The 15,535-nt window shown below is 71.0% G+C and carries 12 protein-coding genes; 8 read left to right on the top strand and 4 right to left on the bottom strand.

All coding sequences use genetic code 11. From position 1 onward, the window contains the following. Positions 1–26 precede the first annotated feature (26 nt). Positions 27–290 carry a WhiB family transcriptional regulator gene (locus ACLZOT_RS32135; RefSeq protein ID WP_003975777.1) on the bottom strand — a complete coding sequence of 88 codons (264 nt, stop codon included), beginning with the start codon at positions 288–290 and terminating at the stop codon, positions 27–29. Between the two features lie 662 nt (positions 291–952). Here ACLZOT_RS32135 and ACLZOT_RS32130 point away from each other — a divergent pair. From ACLZOT_RS32130 to ACLZOT_RS32115, 4 genes are all read left to right on the top strand, one after another. Then, on the top strand, positions 953–1,471 hold the full coding sequence (locus ACLZOT_RS32130; RefSeq protein WP_416972625.1) for a cysteine dioxygenase: 519 nt from the start codon (positions 953–955) through the stop codon (positions 1,469–1,471). Between the two features lie 47 nt (positions 1,472–1,518). Continuing rightward, positions 1,519–2,478 carry a 2-phospho-L-lactate transferase gene (gene cofD / locus ACLZOT_RS32125; RefSeq protein ID WP_416972624.1) on the top strand — a complete coding sequence of 320 codons (960 nt, stop codon included), beginning with the start codon at positions 1,519–1,521 and terminating at the stop codon, positions 2,476–2,478. Continuing rightward, on the top strand, positions 2,475–3,782 hold the full coding sequence (locus ACLZOT_RS32120; protein ID WP_416972623.1) for a coenzyme F420-0:L-glutamate ligase: 1,308 nt from the start codon (positions 2,475–2,477) through the stop codon (positions 3,780–3,782). The genes cofD and ACLZOT_RS32120 overlap by 4 nt, the downstream gene beginning before the upstream one ends. A 69-nt stretch (positions 3,783–3,851) precedes the next feature. Next, positions 3,852–4,865: a DNA-3-methyladenine glycosylase family protein gene (locus ACLZOT_RS32115; RefSeq protein ID WP_416972622.1), complete on the top strand. Its 1,014-nt coding sequence runs from the start codon at positions 3,852–3,854 to the stop codon at positions 4,863–4,865. Between the two features lie 288 nt (positions 4,866–5,153). Here ACLZOT_RS32115 and ACLZOT_RS32110 read toward each other — a convergent pair whose 3' ends face one another. Together ACLZOT_RS32110 and ACLZOT_RS32105 are read right to left on the bottom strand one after the other, a co-directional pair. Further along, positions 5,154–6,236 carry a sugar phosphate nucleotidyltransferase gene (locus ACLZOT_RS32110; protein WP_416972621.1) on the bottom strand — a complete coding sequence of 361 codons (1,083 nt, stop codon included), beginning with the start codon at positions 6,234–6,236 and terminating at the stop codon, positions 5,154–5,156. Positions 6,237–6,401: 165 nt separating this feature from the next. Next, entirely contained in the window at positions 6,402–7,607 is a 1,206-nt protein-coding gene (locus ACLZOT_RS32105; RefSeq protein ID WP_416972620.1) for a peptidoglycan recognition protein, read from the bottom strand. 129 nt (positions 7,608–7,736) lie between these two features. Here ACLZOT_RS32105 and ACLZOT_RS32100 point away from each other — a divergent pair, with 129 nt between their 5' ends. The 4 genes from ACLZOT_RS32100 (at position 7,737) to ACLZOT_RS32085 (ending at position 14,416) form a co-directional block, all read left to right on the top strand. Then, entirely contained in the window at positions 7,737–8,495 is a 759-nt protein-coding gene (locus tag ACLZOT_RS32100) for a TIGR03089 family protein (RefSeq protein WP_416972619.1), read from the top strand. A 157-nt stretch (positions 8,496–8,652) separates the two neighbouring features. Then, positions 8,653–9,738, top strand: a complete 1,086-nt coding sequence (locus tag ACLZOT_RS32095) for an LCP family protein (RefSeq protein WP_416972618.1) — start codon at positions 8,653–8,655, stop codon at positions 9,736–9,738. 245 nt (positions 9,739–9,983) lie between these two features. After that, a complete protein-coding gene (locus ACLZOT_RS32090; RefSeq protein ID WP_416972617.1) occupies positions 9,984–11,738 on the top strand; it encodes an LCP family protein in 1,755 nt (584 codons plus the stop codon). Positions 11,739–12,910: 1,172 nt separating this feature from the next. After that, positions 12,911–14,416 carry an LCP family protein gene (locus ACLZOT_RS32085; RefSeq protein ID WP_416972643.1) on the top strand — a complete coding sequence of 502 codons (1,506 nt, stop codon included), beginning with the start codon at positions 12,911–12,913 and terminating at the stop codon, positions 14,414–14,416. On the opposite strand, the gene ACLZOT_RS32080 is transcribed toward ACLZOT_RS32085, so the two are convergent. Beyond that, the gene (locus ACLZOT_RS32080) at positions 14,406–15,419 is read right to left on the bottom strand and encodes a glycosyltransferase family 2 protein (RefSeq protein ID WP_416972616.1); all 1,014 of its coding nucleotides are present in this window, start codon (positions 15,417–15,419) and stop codon (positions 14,406–14,408) included. The genes ACLZOT_RS32085 and ACLZOT_RS32080 overlap by 11 nt on opposite strands. Positions 15,420–15,535: the final 116 nt, after the last annotated feature.

Here is a 15,535-nt window from a genome sequence, read left to right as displayed (position 1 = left end):
ACGAGGTCAGACGCCTCTTACGACAGTCATACCGCCGCTTTCTTGAGGCGGCGGCGCTCCCGTTCCGAGAGGCCGCCCCAGATGCCGAAGCGCTCGTCGTTGGCGAGGGCGTATTCGAGGCATTCGGAGCGGACCTCGCAGGCGAGGCAGACCTTCTTGGCCTCGCGCGTGGAGCCGCCCTTCTCGGGGAAGAAGGACTCGGGATCGGTCTGGGCGCACAGCGCGCGCTCCTGCCAGCCGAGTTCCTCGTCCGCGTCGTCGACCAGCAGTTGCTGCACCAGCTCGGTCATGTGCGCCCCTCGTCTGTCTTTCGCGTCCCCGTGCCGGGCCGTCAACCGTCAAGCGGTGACGGCCGAACGACACGAGTGAAATTACAAGTGTGCTGCTCCGGGCGAGTCAAGCCGAGATCTGCTATTGGGCCCCTTATTCACTCTGCGGAACCAAGGCGGCGCGGAAAGTGTTCAAATCGCCATAAACCTTGACATGCAGACGAGACCTGACGGCCTGTACGGGAAAGGACGCCATCAACTGCGTTCTCGTTCCGACACGCGGGTCACGCGCCCGGTTGTGCGCCATGTGTCCCGGTGAGCGCATGAACAAACCTTTCATCTGGGAGACGTACCGGATGGGGTGAATCGCGTCCCATCCTCCGGGTGTCGAGTTGACAGTGGGGGTGTGAACCGGTGTCCTAGTGGGCATGCTCGCGAACTTGGCCACCACCTCGACCCGCACCGCCGGGTCCCTCGGTGCTGCCCGCGCTCGCCGTGGCTGTTGTTGCTGTCCCAGCTGTTGAGCCCCACCGCGCTCCGGCTGTCCCTCTGAGTCCACCGCGACTCGGCTGTCTGTTCCCCTCGCCCGTACCAGGGCACCTGCGCCACCCGTGACCCGGGCGGCCGGTACGCGACACCCAGCCCCCCGCACCGCAACTCCCGCCGAGGAACCACCGCACCCCATGAACAGCGACAACGACCTCCAGATCGCCGGCGACATCCTCGAAGTCCTCCACCTGCTCCAGCCCCCGCGCGAACACCCCGCCACCGTCGCCGGGTTCGTCGGCCTCGCGCGGGACATCGCCCAGGACCGCTCCCAGTGGGAGCACCTCGTCCGGTACGACGCCACCAGCCGCTGGTACCACCGGCTGCGCACCGGCCCCGGGTACGAGGTGTGGCTGCTGTCCTGGCTGCCCGGGCAGGGCACCGGGCTGCACGACCACGGGGGCTCCTCCGGCGTGCTGACCGTCCTCGACGGGACACTCACCGAACGCACAGCGCGCACCGAGCGGGGGGTGCGGAAGCTGTCCGGGGGCGCGCAGCGCGTGTTCGCGCCGGGGTACGCGCACGACGTGGTGAACGACACCCTGGAGCCCGCCGTCAGCCTGCACGTCTATTACCCGGGTCTCACCGAGATGCCGATGCACACGCCCGCGCAGGCGTGCGCCGGGCGCGAGGAGAGCCGCGCGGCGAGCGTCTGAGGCAGCGGCCCGCCGCGTTGTCACAGGGGCCTGCGAGACTGGCTCCCATGCGCATTGTGGTTCTGGCAGGCGGTATCGGCGGGGCACGCTTCCTGCGCGGTCTGAAGAAGGCCGTGCCGGACGCGGACATCACCGTGATCGGCAACACCGGCGACGACATTCACCTGTTCGGCCTGAAGATCTGTCCGGATCTCGACACGGTGATGTACACGCTCGGCGAGGGCATCGACGAGGAGCGGGGCTGGGGGCGGGCCGACGAGTCGTTCCGGGTCAAGGAGGAGCTGGCCGCGTACGGCGTCGGGCCCGAGTGGTTCGGGCTCGGGGACCGGGACTTCGCGACACACATCGTGCGGACGCAGATGATCGGCGCCGGGTACCCGCTCAGCGCGGTGACCGAGGCGCTGTGCGACCGGTGGAAGCCGGGGGTGCGGCTGCTGCCGATGACCGACGACCGGGTCGAGACGCATGTCGCCGTCGAGCTGGACGGCGAGCGCAGGGCGATCCACTTCCAGGAGTACTGGGTGCGGCTGCGGGCGTCCGTCGCCGCGCACGCCGTCGTCCCCGTCGGCGCGGAGCAGGCCAAGCCGGCGCCGGGCGTGCTGGAGGCGATCTCCTCGGCCGACGTGATCCTCTTCCCGCCGTCCAACCCCGTCGTCTCCGTCGGGACGATCCTCGCCGTGCCGGGGATCCGGGAGGCCGTCGCCGACGCGGGCGTGCCGGTCGTCGGGCTCTCCCCCATCGTCGGGGACGCGCCCGTGCGCGGGATGGCCGACAAGGTGCTCGCCGCCGTCGGCGTCGAGTCCAGTGCCGCCGCCGTCGCCGAGCACTACGGGTCCGGGCTGCTCGACGGGTGGCTCGTCGACACGGCCGACGCGGACGCCGTCGCGCGCGTGGAGGCCGCCGGGATCCGGTGCCGGGCCGTACCGCTGATGATGACCGACGACGAGGCGACCGCCGTCATGGCGGGCGAGGCGCTGAAGCTGGCGGAGGAGGTGCGGGGGCGATGAACGACGGGACTGCGGGCGGGTACCGCGTGTGGGCCGTCGGCGGGCTGCCCGAGGTGCGGCAGGGGGACGACCTCGCCAAGCTGATCGCCAGGGCCGAGCCGGGGCTCGCCGACGGGGACGTCGTCGTCGTGACGTCCAAGATCGTGTCCAAGGCCGAGGGGCGGATCGTCGCCGCGGACGACCGGGAAGCCGCCATCGACGCCGAGACCGTGCGGGTCGTCGCCCGGCGCGGGACGCTGCGGATCGTCGAGAACCGGCAGGGGCTCGTCATGGCCGCCGCCGGGGTCGACGCGTCCAACACGCCCGCCGGGACCGTCCTGCTGCTGCCCGAGGATCCCGACGCCTCCGCGCGCGCGATCCGGGACGGGCTGCGCGACGCCCTCGGGGTCGACGTCGGCGTCGTCGTCAGCGACACCTTCGGGCGGCCCTGGCGGGCCGGGCTCACCGACGTCGCCATCGGGGCCGCCGGGGTGCGGGTGCTCGACGATCTGCGGGGCGGGACCGACGCGTACGGGAATCCGCTGAGCGCCACCGTCGTCGCCACCGCCGACGAGCTCGCCGCCGCCGGGGATCTCGTCAAGGGGAAGGCCGCGGGGCTGCCCGTCGCCGTCGTGCGGGGGCTGCCCCATGTCGTCGGGGGGTCCGGCGAGGGAGCGCGCAGCATGGTGCGGGGCGCCGCCGACGACATGTTCCGGCTCGGGACGTCCGAGGCTGTGCGGCTCGCCGTCACGCAGCGGCGTACCGTGCGGGCGTTCACCGATGCGGCCGTCGATCCCGGGGCCGTGCGGCGGGCCGTCGCCTCCGCCGTCACCGCGCCCGCGCCGCATCACACCACCCCCTGGCGGTTCGTCCTGCTGGAGTCCGAGGGGGCCCGGGTGCGGCTCCTCGACGCCATGCGGGACGCCTGGATCGCCGATCTCCAGCGGGACGGGAAGTCCGCGGAGTCCATCGCCAAGCGGGTGCGGCGCGGGGATGTGCTGCGGCGTGCGCCCTATCTCGTCGTGCCCTGTCTCGTCATGGACGGGGCGCACTTCTACGGGGATCCCCGGCGGGACGCCGCCGAGCGGGAGATGTTCGTCGTCGCCGCCGGGGCGGGGGTGCAGAACTTCCTCGTCGCGCTCGCCGGGGAAGGGCTCGGGTCCGCCTGGGTCTCCTCCACGATGTTCTGCCGGGATGTCGTGCGGGAGGTGCTGGAGCTGCCCGCCGGGTGGGATCCCATGGGGGCGGTTGCCGTGGGGCGGGCCGCGGAGGCGCCTGCGGCTCGGGGGGAGCGGGGGGTGGAGGGGTTCGTCGAGGTGCGGTGAGGGCGTCGGTACCCGGTCCGGCTTCAGGTTCGGGTTCGGTCGTAGGTGTTCGGCTCGTTAGGACGGTTCATGGCAGGGCGGTTTGGTCCCCGGTCCACACCTGTGACGCGTACGACCGTGCGGGGTGGGGATCTTGCGGTGCCCGGTGCTCGGGGTGGTGCGGGGTATCGGGCCGGGCGGGTTCGGTCGTACGTTCCTGAGGGGCCCCTTGATCTCGGGCTTGTGCTTGGGCCGTTGCGGCGGGGGCCCGGGGATCCCACGTTTCGGGTCACCCCCGACGGGAGTGTGTGGCGGGGGAGTCTCACCCCCTGTGGGCCCGGGGCGTTGCGGGTCTCGTCGGAGGGGGGTGTGGTGCGGGGGGAGGCCTGGGGGGCCGGGGCCGAGTGGCTGCTCGATCAACTGCCCGCGTTGGTGGGGGCGTTCGATGATCCGGCCGGGTTCTTGCCTCGGCATCGGGTTGTCGCCGAGGTGTGGCGGCGGCGGAAGGGGCTGCGGATCGGGCGGACCGGGCTTGTCGTGGAGTCGTTGATTCCGTCCGTGTTGGAGCAGAAGGTGACCACCGAGGAGGCTTATCGGGCTTGGGGGGTGCTGGTGCGGAAGTTCGGGGAGCCTGCGCCTGGGCCTGCGGCTGGGGGGCGGTTGTGGGTGATGCCGTCGCCTCGGGGGTGGGGGGCGATTCCGTCCTGGGAGTGGCATCTTGCGGGGGTGGATGACAAGCGGGCTTCGGCTGTTGTGCGGGCTGTTCGGGTTGCCGCCCGGCTGGAGGAGGGGGTGGGGGTGTCCGCTGAGGCTGCTCGGGCTCGGCTGGAGGTGGTGCCGGGGGTGGGGGTGTGGACGTCCGCGGAGGTTGTGCAGCGGAGTCATGGGGCTGTGGATGTGGTGACCGTGGGGGATCTGCATCTGCCGGGGATCGTGGGGTGGGTGCTGGGTGGGGAGCGGGATGCTGATGACGGGCGGATGTTGGAGTTGCTGGAGCCGTATGCGGGGCAGCGGTATCGGGCGGTTCGGTTGGTGTTGCTCAGTGGGGAGGGGCCTGAGCGGCGGGGGGCTCGGATGCCGGTCGGTGATATTCGGGGGCTTTGATCTCGCCCCCGCCGCCCCTACCCTTCCCATCCTGAAGGGGCTCTGCCCCTTCGACCCCGGTCGGTTCGTTGTCGGGTGCGGGTTCGTTGTGGCTTGTCGCGCAGTTCCCCGCGCCCCTAAAAGAGCGATGGGGTGGGCCTGCGTTTGGGCATGGCCGCTTGGCGGAGCCGTTCAGCGATACAGCTCCGCCCCCCTGCTCCCCGTTCCCGGCTCCGCCCCCGCCTCCTGTCTCCGCTCCCAGGCCCCCGTTCCCGCCCCCTCTCCCTTGCCGCCCCCTGCCGCGTCCCCCTACTGGTCCGACGAGAACCGCACCGCCCCCGCCGGGATTCTCGCGTCGCACCACACCCTTGCTCCGTCGCGGAGTTCGTTGTCGGGGCCGATGATGGCGCCGTCGCCGATGACTGTGCCGGTGAGGATGGAGCGGGTGCCGATGCGGGCTCGGGTGCCGATGAGGGAGTCGGTGATGACGGCGCCGGGTTCGATGACCGCGCCGGGGAGGATGGTGGAGCCGGAGACTCGGGCTCCCTCGGAGATGAGGGCGCCTTCGCCTACTACCGTGCCGCCGGTCAGCTTGGCGTCGGGGGCCACTCGGGCCGTGGGGAGGATGAGGCGGTCGCCGCAGCGGCCGGGGACCGCGGGGGACGGGGCGCGGCCGAGGACCAGGTCCGCCGAGCCTCGTACGAAGGCCGCGGGGGTACCGAGGTCCAGCCAGTACGTGGAGTCGACCATGCCCTGGAGGTGGGCGCCGGCCGTCAGCAGGCCCGGGAACGTCTCTCGTTCGACCGAGACCGGGCGGCCCGTCGGGATCGTGTCGATGACCGAGCGGCGGAAGACGTACGCGCCCGCGTTGATCTGGTCGGTGACGATCTCCTCGGGCGTCGTGGGCTTCTCCAGGAACGCCAGGACCCTGCCCGTGTCGTCCGTGGGGACGAGGCCGTACGCGCGCGGGTCGGTGACCTTCGTGAGGTGGAGGGAGACGTCGGCGCCGGTGGTCTCGTGGGTGTCGACGAGGCGGCGGATGTCGAGGCCCGTGAGGATGTCGCCGTTGAAGACCAGGACCGGGTCGTCGGGGCCGGCGTGCAGACGGGAGGCGACGTTGCGGATGGCGCCGCCGGTGCCGAGGGGCTCGTCCTCGGTGACGTACTCGATGTGCAGGCCGAGGGCGGAGCCGTCACCGAAGTGGGGTTCGAAGACCTCCGCCAGGTAGGAGGTCGCGAGGACGATGTGGTCCACGCCGGCCGCCCTGGCCCGCGCCAGCTGGTGGGTGAGGAACGGCACGCCGGCCGCCCGCACCATCGGCTTGGGCGTGTGCACCGTGAGGGGGCGCAGCCGGGTGCCCTTGCCGCCGACCAGGAGGATCGCTTCTGTCACCTGTCGTCTCTGCTTCCTGCCGGGACCGGCCGGACTGTCCGCCGACCGGTCGGGGTTATCTGAGCTCGCCTTGTTGTTGCCGCTCCGGGCACCCGGACCAGTGCATTCCGCTCCGCCTCGTTCGTCATGTGGTCCTCCCCCGCCGGGTCCCTCGTGGTCTTCGGTTCAGCGGCCCTGGTAGCGCGCGGCCGAGGTGCGGGCCGTGCCGAGCTTGCTGTAGAGCTGGCGCCCCGGGCAGTCCGTGGCGAAGCCGTCGCGGTGGCCCGAGATGGCGTTCAGCCGCACGTTCTTTCCTTTTCGGTAGAGATTGCCACCCGCCGACTTGAGATATGTCGTTCCTTTGGGATTGACCCCGTAGATGCCGAGCTTCCATGCCGTGATCCGGGCGACCGCCTTCACCGCGGCGGCGGACGGCCGGCTGCTGCCGTACGTACCGATGACCGCGATGCCCACGCTGTTGGCGTTGAAGCCGAGGGTGTGGGCGCCGAGGACGGGCTTGGTCACTCCCCCGGCGCGGCCCTCGTAGATGGACCCGCACTTGTCGACGAGGAAGTTGTAGCCAATGTCTTTCCAGCCCATGCTCTTGACGTGGTAGCGGTAGATACCCCGGATGACGGACGCCGCTTGAGAGCATCGGTACCGGTTGCCGGTGGCCGTGTGGTGAACGAAGGCCGCCTTGACGCTCTTCGTGTAGGAGAACTTCTTCTCCCGGAGCTTCTCGTCGGCCCCCCACCCCTTGCGGGTGACGATGCGCGGCCGGGGCGCTCCGTGCGGCAGGACGCGCGGGAGTTCGGGTACGACGGTCCCGGCGGCCGGGGTGCCCATGCGCGCGCGGGCGCGGGGCGGGCCCACCGCGAGGCCGTCGAGGAGGGTGTCCTCGGTGCCGGGGTCGACCAGTTCCGCCCGCAGGCCCGCAGGAAGGGTGCGCGTTCCGGTCGTTTCCGGTCGGACCCGGAGTTCGATTCCGTCCGAATCGCCGACCCACAGGGGCGCCGTACCGCCGTGCGGGCGCACGGAGTCGTGTTCGGGGGTGCCGGGGTCGGCGCCGTGGTCGTCGGCGTGGGTCTCCAGGTCCTGCCAGCCGGACCAGTCGTCGGTGCCGGTGGGGCGCGTGCGGACCTGTACGGCGGCGTCGAGGTGGGCGGCGGGGTCGTCCCAGACGACGCCGAGCAGCGAGAAGGGGTGCACGTCGCGCCGGGGTACGCCGGGGGCGGCGCCGAGGGTGCGGGTGAGCGGGGTGAGGGGGAGCGACTGGGTGCTGCCCGAGACCGCGGGGGCGGGCGCCGGCTGGGCGGTCGGCGCCGCGGTGGCGGGCGGGAGGAGGGTGAAGGAGAGGGTGACGCCGATCGAGACAGCTAGCAATCCACGCATACCAGAGATAGTGAACATAGTCAGACATATCTGTCCATCGGGGAACTGACGGACCGTCGGATCCGTTCCGCCGAACCGGTGAGCCGCCGGGGCGCCGCGCCCGCCCGCTCCCCCGATACGCTTGCGCGGGTGAACGCCACCGATCGCACCCCCGCCGACCTGCTGCGTTCCGCGCTCGCCGCGGACCCGGCCCGCCCCCTGGTGACCTTCTACGACGACGCCACCGGCGAACGCGTCGAACTCTCCGTCGCCACCTTCGCCAATTGGGTGGCCAAGACCTCCAACCTCCTCCAGGACGGCCTCTCCGTCGAACCCGGCGACCGCGTCGCCCTCCTCCTGCCCGCCCACTGGCAGACCGCCGTCTGGCTGCTGGCCTGCGCCTCCGTGGGCGCCGTCGCGGACGTGTACGGCGATCCCGCGCGCGCGGACGCCGTCGTCGCCGGCCCCGACGACCTGGACGCCGGACGCGCGTGCCGGGGTGAGCGCTACGCCCTCTCCCTCGCACCCCTGGGGCGGCGGTTCATGCCCGCGCCGCCCGAGGGGTACACCGACTACGCCGTCGAGGTCCCCACCTACGGCGACCGCTTCGCACCGTACGCGCCCGTCGGCCCCGACGAGCCCGCGCTGATCGTCGCCGGGGCCGAGCTGAGCGGCGCCGAGGTCGTGGAGCGGGCCCGCGCGGACGCCGGGCGGCTGGGGCTCACGGGGCCCGGGGGGCGGCTGCTGAGCGGGCTGCCGTACGACACCTGGGACGGGATCAGCGCCGGGCTGTACGCGCCGCTCGCCAGCGGGGGGTCGGTGGTGCTGTGCCGGAACCTCGCGGAGGCGGGCGAGGAGGCGGTGGCCAAGCGGGTGGAGAGCGAGAAGGTGACGGCCACGGCTCGCTGAGGCGGGGGTACGCCGGCCGACCCTGCCCGCTCTCCGGCGCCGGGCGCCGTCGTCCCGGTCCCGTCGCCCGTTCGGCCCATCCCCGCCCCGCACCGCCGCGTTCGGCACGCCATCGTCGTAGGGACAGGGAACCGGCAGGCGAGGGGGAGCACTCGGCATGCGCAGAGCGCGGTGGTGGTGGGTCGGGGGTGGGGGGCTGGTTGCCGTGGTGGTGGTCGGCGGGGTGGTCGGGGGTGTGCTGTACGCGCGGCTCGACGGGAACATCACGCCTGATGAGGCCGCGGCCAGGGAGCTGGCCCGGTACGAGAGGGAGCGGCCGGGCGCGCTCGTGAAGGGGGCGCAGAATCTGCTGCTCATCGGGTCGGACTCGCGGGCCGGGGACGGGAACGGGGCCTACGGGCGGGACTCCGGGACGCAGCGGGCCGACAGCATGATCCTGCTGCACCTGTCGGCGGGCCGGAAGAGTGCCACGGCCGTCTCGCTGCCCCGGGACCTGATGGTGGAGACGCCGGAGTGCCGGGCGGCGGACGGGAGCCGGACCCCGCCCTCGCTCGCGATGCTCAACCACGCCTTCCAGGTGGGCGGTTCGGCGTGTGCGATCCGGACCGTGGAGGAGCTGACCGGGATCCGGGTCGACCATCACGTCGTCGTCGACTTCCAGGGGTTCAAGGAGATGGTCGACGCGGTGGACGGGGTCGAGGTCTGCCTCGCCGAACCCGTCGACGACCGGGCGGCGAAGCTGCGGCTGCCCGCCGGGAGGGTCCGGCTGAACGGCGAGCAGGCCCTCGGGTTCGTCCGCGCCCGCAAATCCCTCGGCGACGGCAGCGACACCGACCGGATGGACCGTCAGCAGCGTTTTCTCGCGGCGCTGGTGGACAAGGTGTGGAGCAATGGTGTGCTGCTGAATCCGGTGAAGCTCTATCCCGTGCTGGACGCGGCGACTTCCTCGGTGACGGCGGATCCGGAACTCGCGGGGCTGCGCGGGATGTACGAACTCGTCCGGGGGCTGCGCGGGATTCCAACCGATCGGGTGCAATTCCTGACGGTACCGAGAGAGTCGTACGTCTATAACACCAATCGCGACCAGCTCGTCCAGCCGGACGCCGGGAAACTCTTCGCGCGGCTGCGCGCCGATCTCCCCGTCGCCGTCGGCTCCGCCCCGCAGTCGTACGGCCACGGTGTGCGCGCGCCCGCCGTACCCCTCTTCCGCGGCGGCACAGCCGCCACACAGCGGTGTGAGTAAAGCAACCGCCAAGTAGCCAAGATTTAACGAACTCCAGTTCCAGGAATTGCGCCGGATTGCCCGATGTAGGCACGTGGAATTTGTCACCGCCGTCGCTTGACACCCGGACGGGCGGATAGTGTGAGCCGATCCAGTGCACCCGGCCGCGAGCTCCTTCCCCGGGGCCGTGCACCGTAGACCGAGACCTGAGCGCCTTTACGGGGGAAAAGGGCGCCGCGTGGCCCCGACGGAGGATTCGGACAACCGTGGACGCGCAAGGCCGTGGGCGGGCGGACAACATCGATCCCGCAGACCAGTGGGTGCTCAATCCGAACACCGGCGAATACGAACTGCGACTGGCACCTTCCGCAGCGCAGTCGGCAGCGCCTGCGTCCGTGCCGAGTCCTCGCAGAGCCGCGTCACGCGCGGCCACCGAGGCTCCCGCCGCGGACCCCGGCGCGCTGCCCGGCGGGCCCGGGCGTGACGTGCCCGGACCCCGGCGCCGCAAGGCCCCGGACGAGCCGCCGCCCGGGCGGCGCGGGCGCAAGCCCGTCAAGAAGAAGGCCGCCAAGGGCAAGAAGATCCTCATGTGGACCGGCGGGACCATGGCCTTCCTGCTCGTCGGGACGGCCGCCGCCGCGTATCTCTACATCGAGCACCTCAACGACAACATCTCCTCCTCGTCCACCGACGGGGCCGGGACCGGTGGCTTCAGCAAGAACAAGGCCATCAACCTCCTCCTCATCGGCACCGACAAGCGCACCGGGTCCGGGAACGAGGGGTACGGCGACGCCGAGAGCGTCGGGCACGCCGACACGACGATCCTGCTGCACGTCTCCAAGGACCGGACCAACGCGACCGCGCTGTCCATCCCGCGCGACCTCATCGTCGACATCCCCGACTGCCCCACCGAGCAGAAGGACGGCACCACCAAGGTCATCCCCGGTGAGGAGGGGAAGCGGTTCAACACGAGCCTCGGGCAGCAGGACCGGACGCCCAGCTGCACCATGCGGACCGTCACCGAGCTGACCGGGATCACGCCGGACAACTTCATGGTCGCCGACTTCAACGCCGTCAAGACGCTGACGTCCGCCGTGGGCGGGGTCGAGGTGTGCCTCGCCAAGGACATCGACGACAAGGACTCCCACCTCAAGCTGTCCAAGGGGACGCACCTCATCGAAGGGGAGCAGGCGCTCGCCTTCGTCCGTACGCGGCACTCCGTGGGGTTCGGCGGGGATCTCAGCCGGATCCAGATCCAGCAGCAGTTCCTCAGCGCGCTCATGCGCAAGCTCAAGTCCAACGACACGCTCACGGATCCGGCGAAGATGATAAAGCTGGCCGAGGCGGGGACGAAGGCGCTCACCGTCGACAGTCAGCTCGACAGCATCGGGAAGCTCAAGGATCTCGGGCTTGAGCTGGGGAAGCTCAACGTCAAGAACCTCACGTTCGCGACGATTCCCGTCGTCGACAATCCCGCGGAGAAGGTCAAGGCGACCGTCGTTCTCGATCAGTCCGCCGCGCCTGCCGTGTTTCAGATGATCCGCGACGATGTGTCCTTCACCGAGGTCGCGCAGCAGGCCAAGGAGTCCAAGTCCGCTGCCGCCGCTGAGGCTGCCGCTCGGCTCAAGGGGACTCAGTCCGCTGCTTCCGAGGTGCGGGTGCAGGTCATGAACGGGGGGGCTGTCGCGGGGAGTGCGCAGGAGACTCTGAGCTGGTTGCAGAACGATGAAGGGGTGACCAAGTCCGAGAACGCGGGGAACGCGCCTGCGGAGTTGGCGAACACGACCCTGGAGTATGGGCCCGAACAGGCTGATCAGGCGCGGAAGTTGGCTGCGATCATGGGGTTGTCGGGGGCTGCGTTGAAGCCGGGGAAGAGTGTCACCAACTCTCAGGGGCTGCCGACGATGACCCTGACGCTGGGGAAGGACTTCAAGGGGGCGGGGGTTTCGTTGACCGCGCCTGCGAAGGCGCCGAGTGCTGCGAATCAGTCGACTGCGGACAAGGTGCAGTGTGCGAAGTAGGTGAGCGGTGGGGTTTTCTCGCCCCCGCCGCCCCTACCCGTCCCATCCAGAAGGGGCGCTGCCCCTTCGACGACCCCGCCAGGGGCTCTGCCCCTGGACCCCGGGGTGGGTGGGGTGGGTTTCCGTGAGTGGGGGGGTGATCGGCCCTGAAGGGGCCTCGTCCTCAAACTCCCCCAAGCTCTTCGAGCAGGGAGGTGCCCCCAGACGGGCTGGGAGTTGAGGGCTGGGGTGGGTGGAGCGTATGGGGTAGGTGGCATGGTTGGGCGTCGGCCTGGGCGTGCCGCTGTCAGGCCCCGTGCGAGCGCCTTTGGCCCCGCGTGAGCTTTGGTCCCCTGGTCCCCTATGAGCTTTGGTCCCGGTGAGGTCCTGTGCGAAGGCGTCGTGCGAGCCCGTGTTCTCGGTGGTCGCGTGAGCGGGGGTTGTGGGGGCAGGCGGGTTGTGGGCCGGGGGTGTTCGGTAACGGAACGGTAAGAGCGTGGCCTAGTTGCCCTCGGCGGTGAACCCGGGGCGCTCTTGGCCGTCTTGTACAACGCGCGGGCGCTCCCGTGTGTCTCAGATGATGACGCGGGCGACGCACCGGGTCGGGTCGGTCCGGGGTGGTCCCGGTCCGGGGAGGGCAGGGGATGGCGCAGAGCGGTGCGGTGAAGGGGGAGGCGCCCGTGGAGGACGCGTCTGCGGGAGAGGTGTCTTCGGGGGAGGCGCCGGCTGAAGGGGGGTCCGCAGAAGTGCCGTCGTCCATCGGGGAGGCCGTCGGCGGGAAGGTGTCCGCTGTGGAGGGGGACGCGGCTGGAGGCACCGCCTCTGTCGGGGCGGATCCGGGGGAGAGTGCCAGCCCCGCCCCTCAGGAAACTCCCGTCGAGGAGACTCCCGCCTCGCAGGAAACCCCCTCCGAGGAAACTCCCGCCTCGCAGGAAACTCCCGTCGAGGAAGCTCCCGCCGAGGAGACTCCCACCCCTCAGGAAACCCCCTCCGAGGAAACCCCCTCCAAGGAGACTCCCGCCCCTCAGGAAGCCCCCTCCGAGAAGGCCCCGGAGAAGGCCCTGGGGGAGACCCCGAAAAAGACCCCGGCCGCGAAGGGAGCCCCTTCCGAGGAGCCCTCCACCCCGTCGGCCGCCTCCTCCGAGGAAACCCCCGCCCAGCAAGCGGCGTCCCCCGGCACCGCGGCTGCTTCCATACCTCCCTCCCCTCCCCGGCGTACCCGGCGGCGGCGGGTGCTTCGGTGGTCTGCTGCTGTGTTGGCCGTGGTGATACTCGGGACCGCCGGCGCGGGGTATCTGTACTACCGGCATCTGAACGGGAACATCCGGAGCGATGACCTGAATCTGGGGGACGCCAAGGATCGTGCGGCGACCACCAAGGTGAACTCCGCCGGGCAGCGGGCGTTGAACATTCTGCTGATCGGGTCGGATGCCCGGGACACCGAGGAGAACCAGAAGCTCGGGGGGGCGAAGGACACGTTCGGGGGGCCGCCGCTGGCCGATGTGCAGATGCTGCTGCACGTGTCGGCGGACCGCAGCAACATGTCCGTGGTGAGCATGCCCAGGGACACCCTGCTGTCCATTCCGAAGTGCACGGATCCCGACACCAAGGAGACGTACCGGGCCAGCACCCGCGCCATGACCAACGAGTCGCTGGGCCGGGGCGGGCCGGGGTGCACTGTCGCGACCTGGGAGAAGCTCACCGACATCCACATCGACCACTTCATGATGATCGACTTCTCGGGGGTCGTGTCGATGGCGGACGCCGTCGGCGGCGTACCCGTCTGTGTGGACGCCAACATCTACTCGCACACCTCCACCGGCAAGGGCTCGGGGCTGAAGCTCCCGGAGGGCACCCACTCGATCAAGGGGCAGCAGGCGTTGCAGTGGCTGCGGACGCGGTACGGGTTCGAGGACGGCAGCGACCTCGGGCGGGCCAAGGCGCAGCACATGTACATGAACTCGATGGTCCGGGAGCTGCGTTCCAACGCGAAGCTCACCAGCCCCAACAAGCTGCGCAAGCTCGCGGAGGCGGCGACCAGCGCGATCACCGTCGACGACGGGCTCGGCAGCATCACGAGGATGTACGACCTGGCGACGGAGTTGCAGAAGGTCCCGACGGACCGGATCACGATGACGACGATGCCGAACCGGTACGTCGGCGCCCGCGTCGAGCCGACCGAGGACGCCGACAAGCTGTTCCGCCTGGTCCGCGAGGACATCGCGCTGGACGGCAAGGACAAGGCGACGGCGTCACCGGCGCCGAGCCCGTCCCCCGTCGTCGCGCCCGTCGCCTCCCCGGACGCGCAGATCGCCGTACAGGTCCACAACGGCACAAGCGTACGGGGCCGCGCCACCGCGGTCACCGGGGTGCTGACGGGCAAGGGGTTCGCGCAGGCCGTGGTGGATCCGTCCGCCGGGACGTCCGAGGCGACGACCCTCGTGCGGTATCCGAGCGCCGACCTGGAGGGCAACGCGCTGCGGGTCGCGAAGGTGCTGGGGATCCCCGCGAGCGCCGTACGGAAGTCGACCGATGTGTCCGGGGTGACGCTGGTCGTGGGGGCGGACTGGCGGGCGGGGACGACGTACAAGGCGCCGAAGGCCACGCCCGTCGACAACACCGCGCCGGACACCGCTCAGGCGATCAACGCCTCGGACACGAGCCAGTGCATGCACGTGGACCCGTCGTTCAGCTGGTGAGGACCGCCGGCCGACGGGACGCGATGACCTTCCTGGCCAGTGACTTGGGGCTGGTCAGGAAGCCGAAGCCCCAGCACATGTGCATGGTGGCGAGGGCGACGGGAATCTGCGCGCGGGCCTTGAGGCCGAGGCCCTTGCCGGCGGGCAGGGACCCGGCGACGATCGCGGCGAGGTAGGCGCCGGGGACCGCGAAGGCGTACGGGGTGACCAGCGCGCCCAGCACGATGCCGAGGGCGATGGCGACGACGGCCGTGGGCGGGGCCAGGTAGCGGAGGTTGATGGAACCCGCGTGGTAGCGGGCGACGACGTGCCGCCAGCGGCCGTAGTCCTTGTACTGCTTGGCCAACGCCTTCACCGACGGGCGGGGGCGGTAGGAGACCTTCAGCTCGGGCGAGAACCAGATCAGGCCGCCCGCCTCTCGGATGCGGAAGTTCAGCTCCCAGTCCTGGGCGCGGATGAACTCCTCGTTGTAGCCGCCCTGTTGCTCCAGGGCCTCGCGGCGGAAGACGCCGAGGTAGACCGTCTCCGCCGGGCCCGCCGTACCGCCCGTGTGGAAGGCCGCGTTGCCCACGCCGATCTTCGACGTCATCGCGGCGGCGACCGCGCGCTCCCAGTCGTTCTCGCCCTCGGCGTGCATGATCCCGCCGACGTTCTGCGCGCCGGTCTCCTCCAGGAGGCGTACGGCGGTGGCGATGTAGTTCGGGGAGAGGATGCCGTGGCCGTCGACGCGGACGACGACGGGGTGCCGGGACGCCTTGATCGCCGCGTTCAGGGCGGCGGGGGTGCGGCCGGTGGGGTTGGGCACCGTGTGCACGCGGGGGTCCTCGGCGACGAGCTCGGCCGCGATCTCGTCCGTGCGGTCCTTGGAGGGACCGAGGGCGATCACGACCTCCATCTCACCCTCGTAAGCCTGCGCGAGGATCGCCTGGACGGCGCCGCGCAGGTGCCGCTCCTCGTTCAGAACCGGCATGATCACGGACACGGCGGGGGGCATGGCGTTCATAGGAGGCTCACGTTACCGCGAACGGGGGACAGCGATGCGCGCCACCGCCGTCCGAAGATCGTATGGGCCTACGGTGCTCACGGCTCCCCCACGTACGGCCGCCGCCGGAGGTCTCC

The organism is Streptomyces sp. 4F14 (genome assembly GCF_048159485.1).
In the GTDB taxonomy this organism is placed as follows: domain Bacteria; phylum Actinomycetota; class Actinomycetes; order Streptomycetales; family Streptomycetaceae; genus Streptomyces.
The sequence above is the reverse complement of the archived record's forward strand: the minus strand, read 5'-3'. Positions and strand labels throughout refer to the sequence as shown.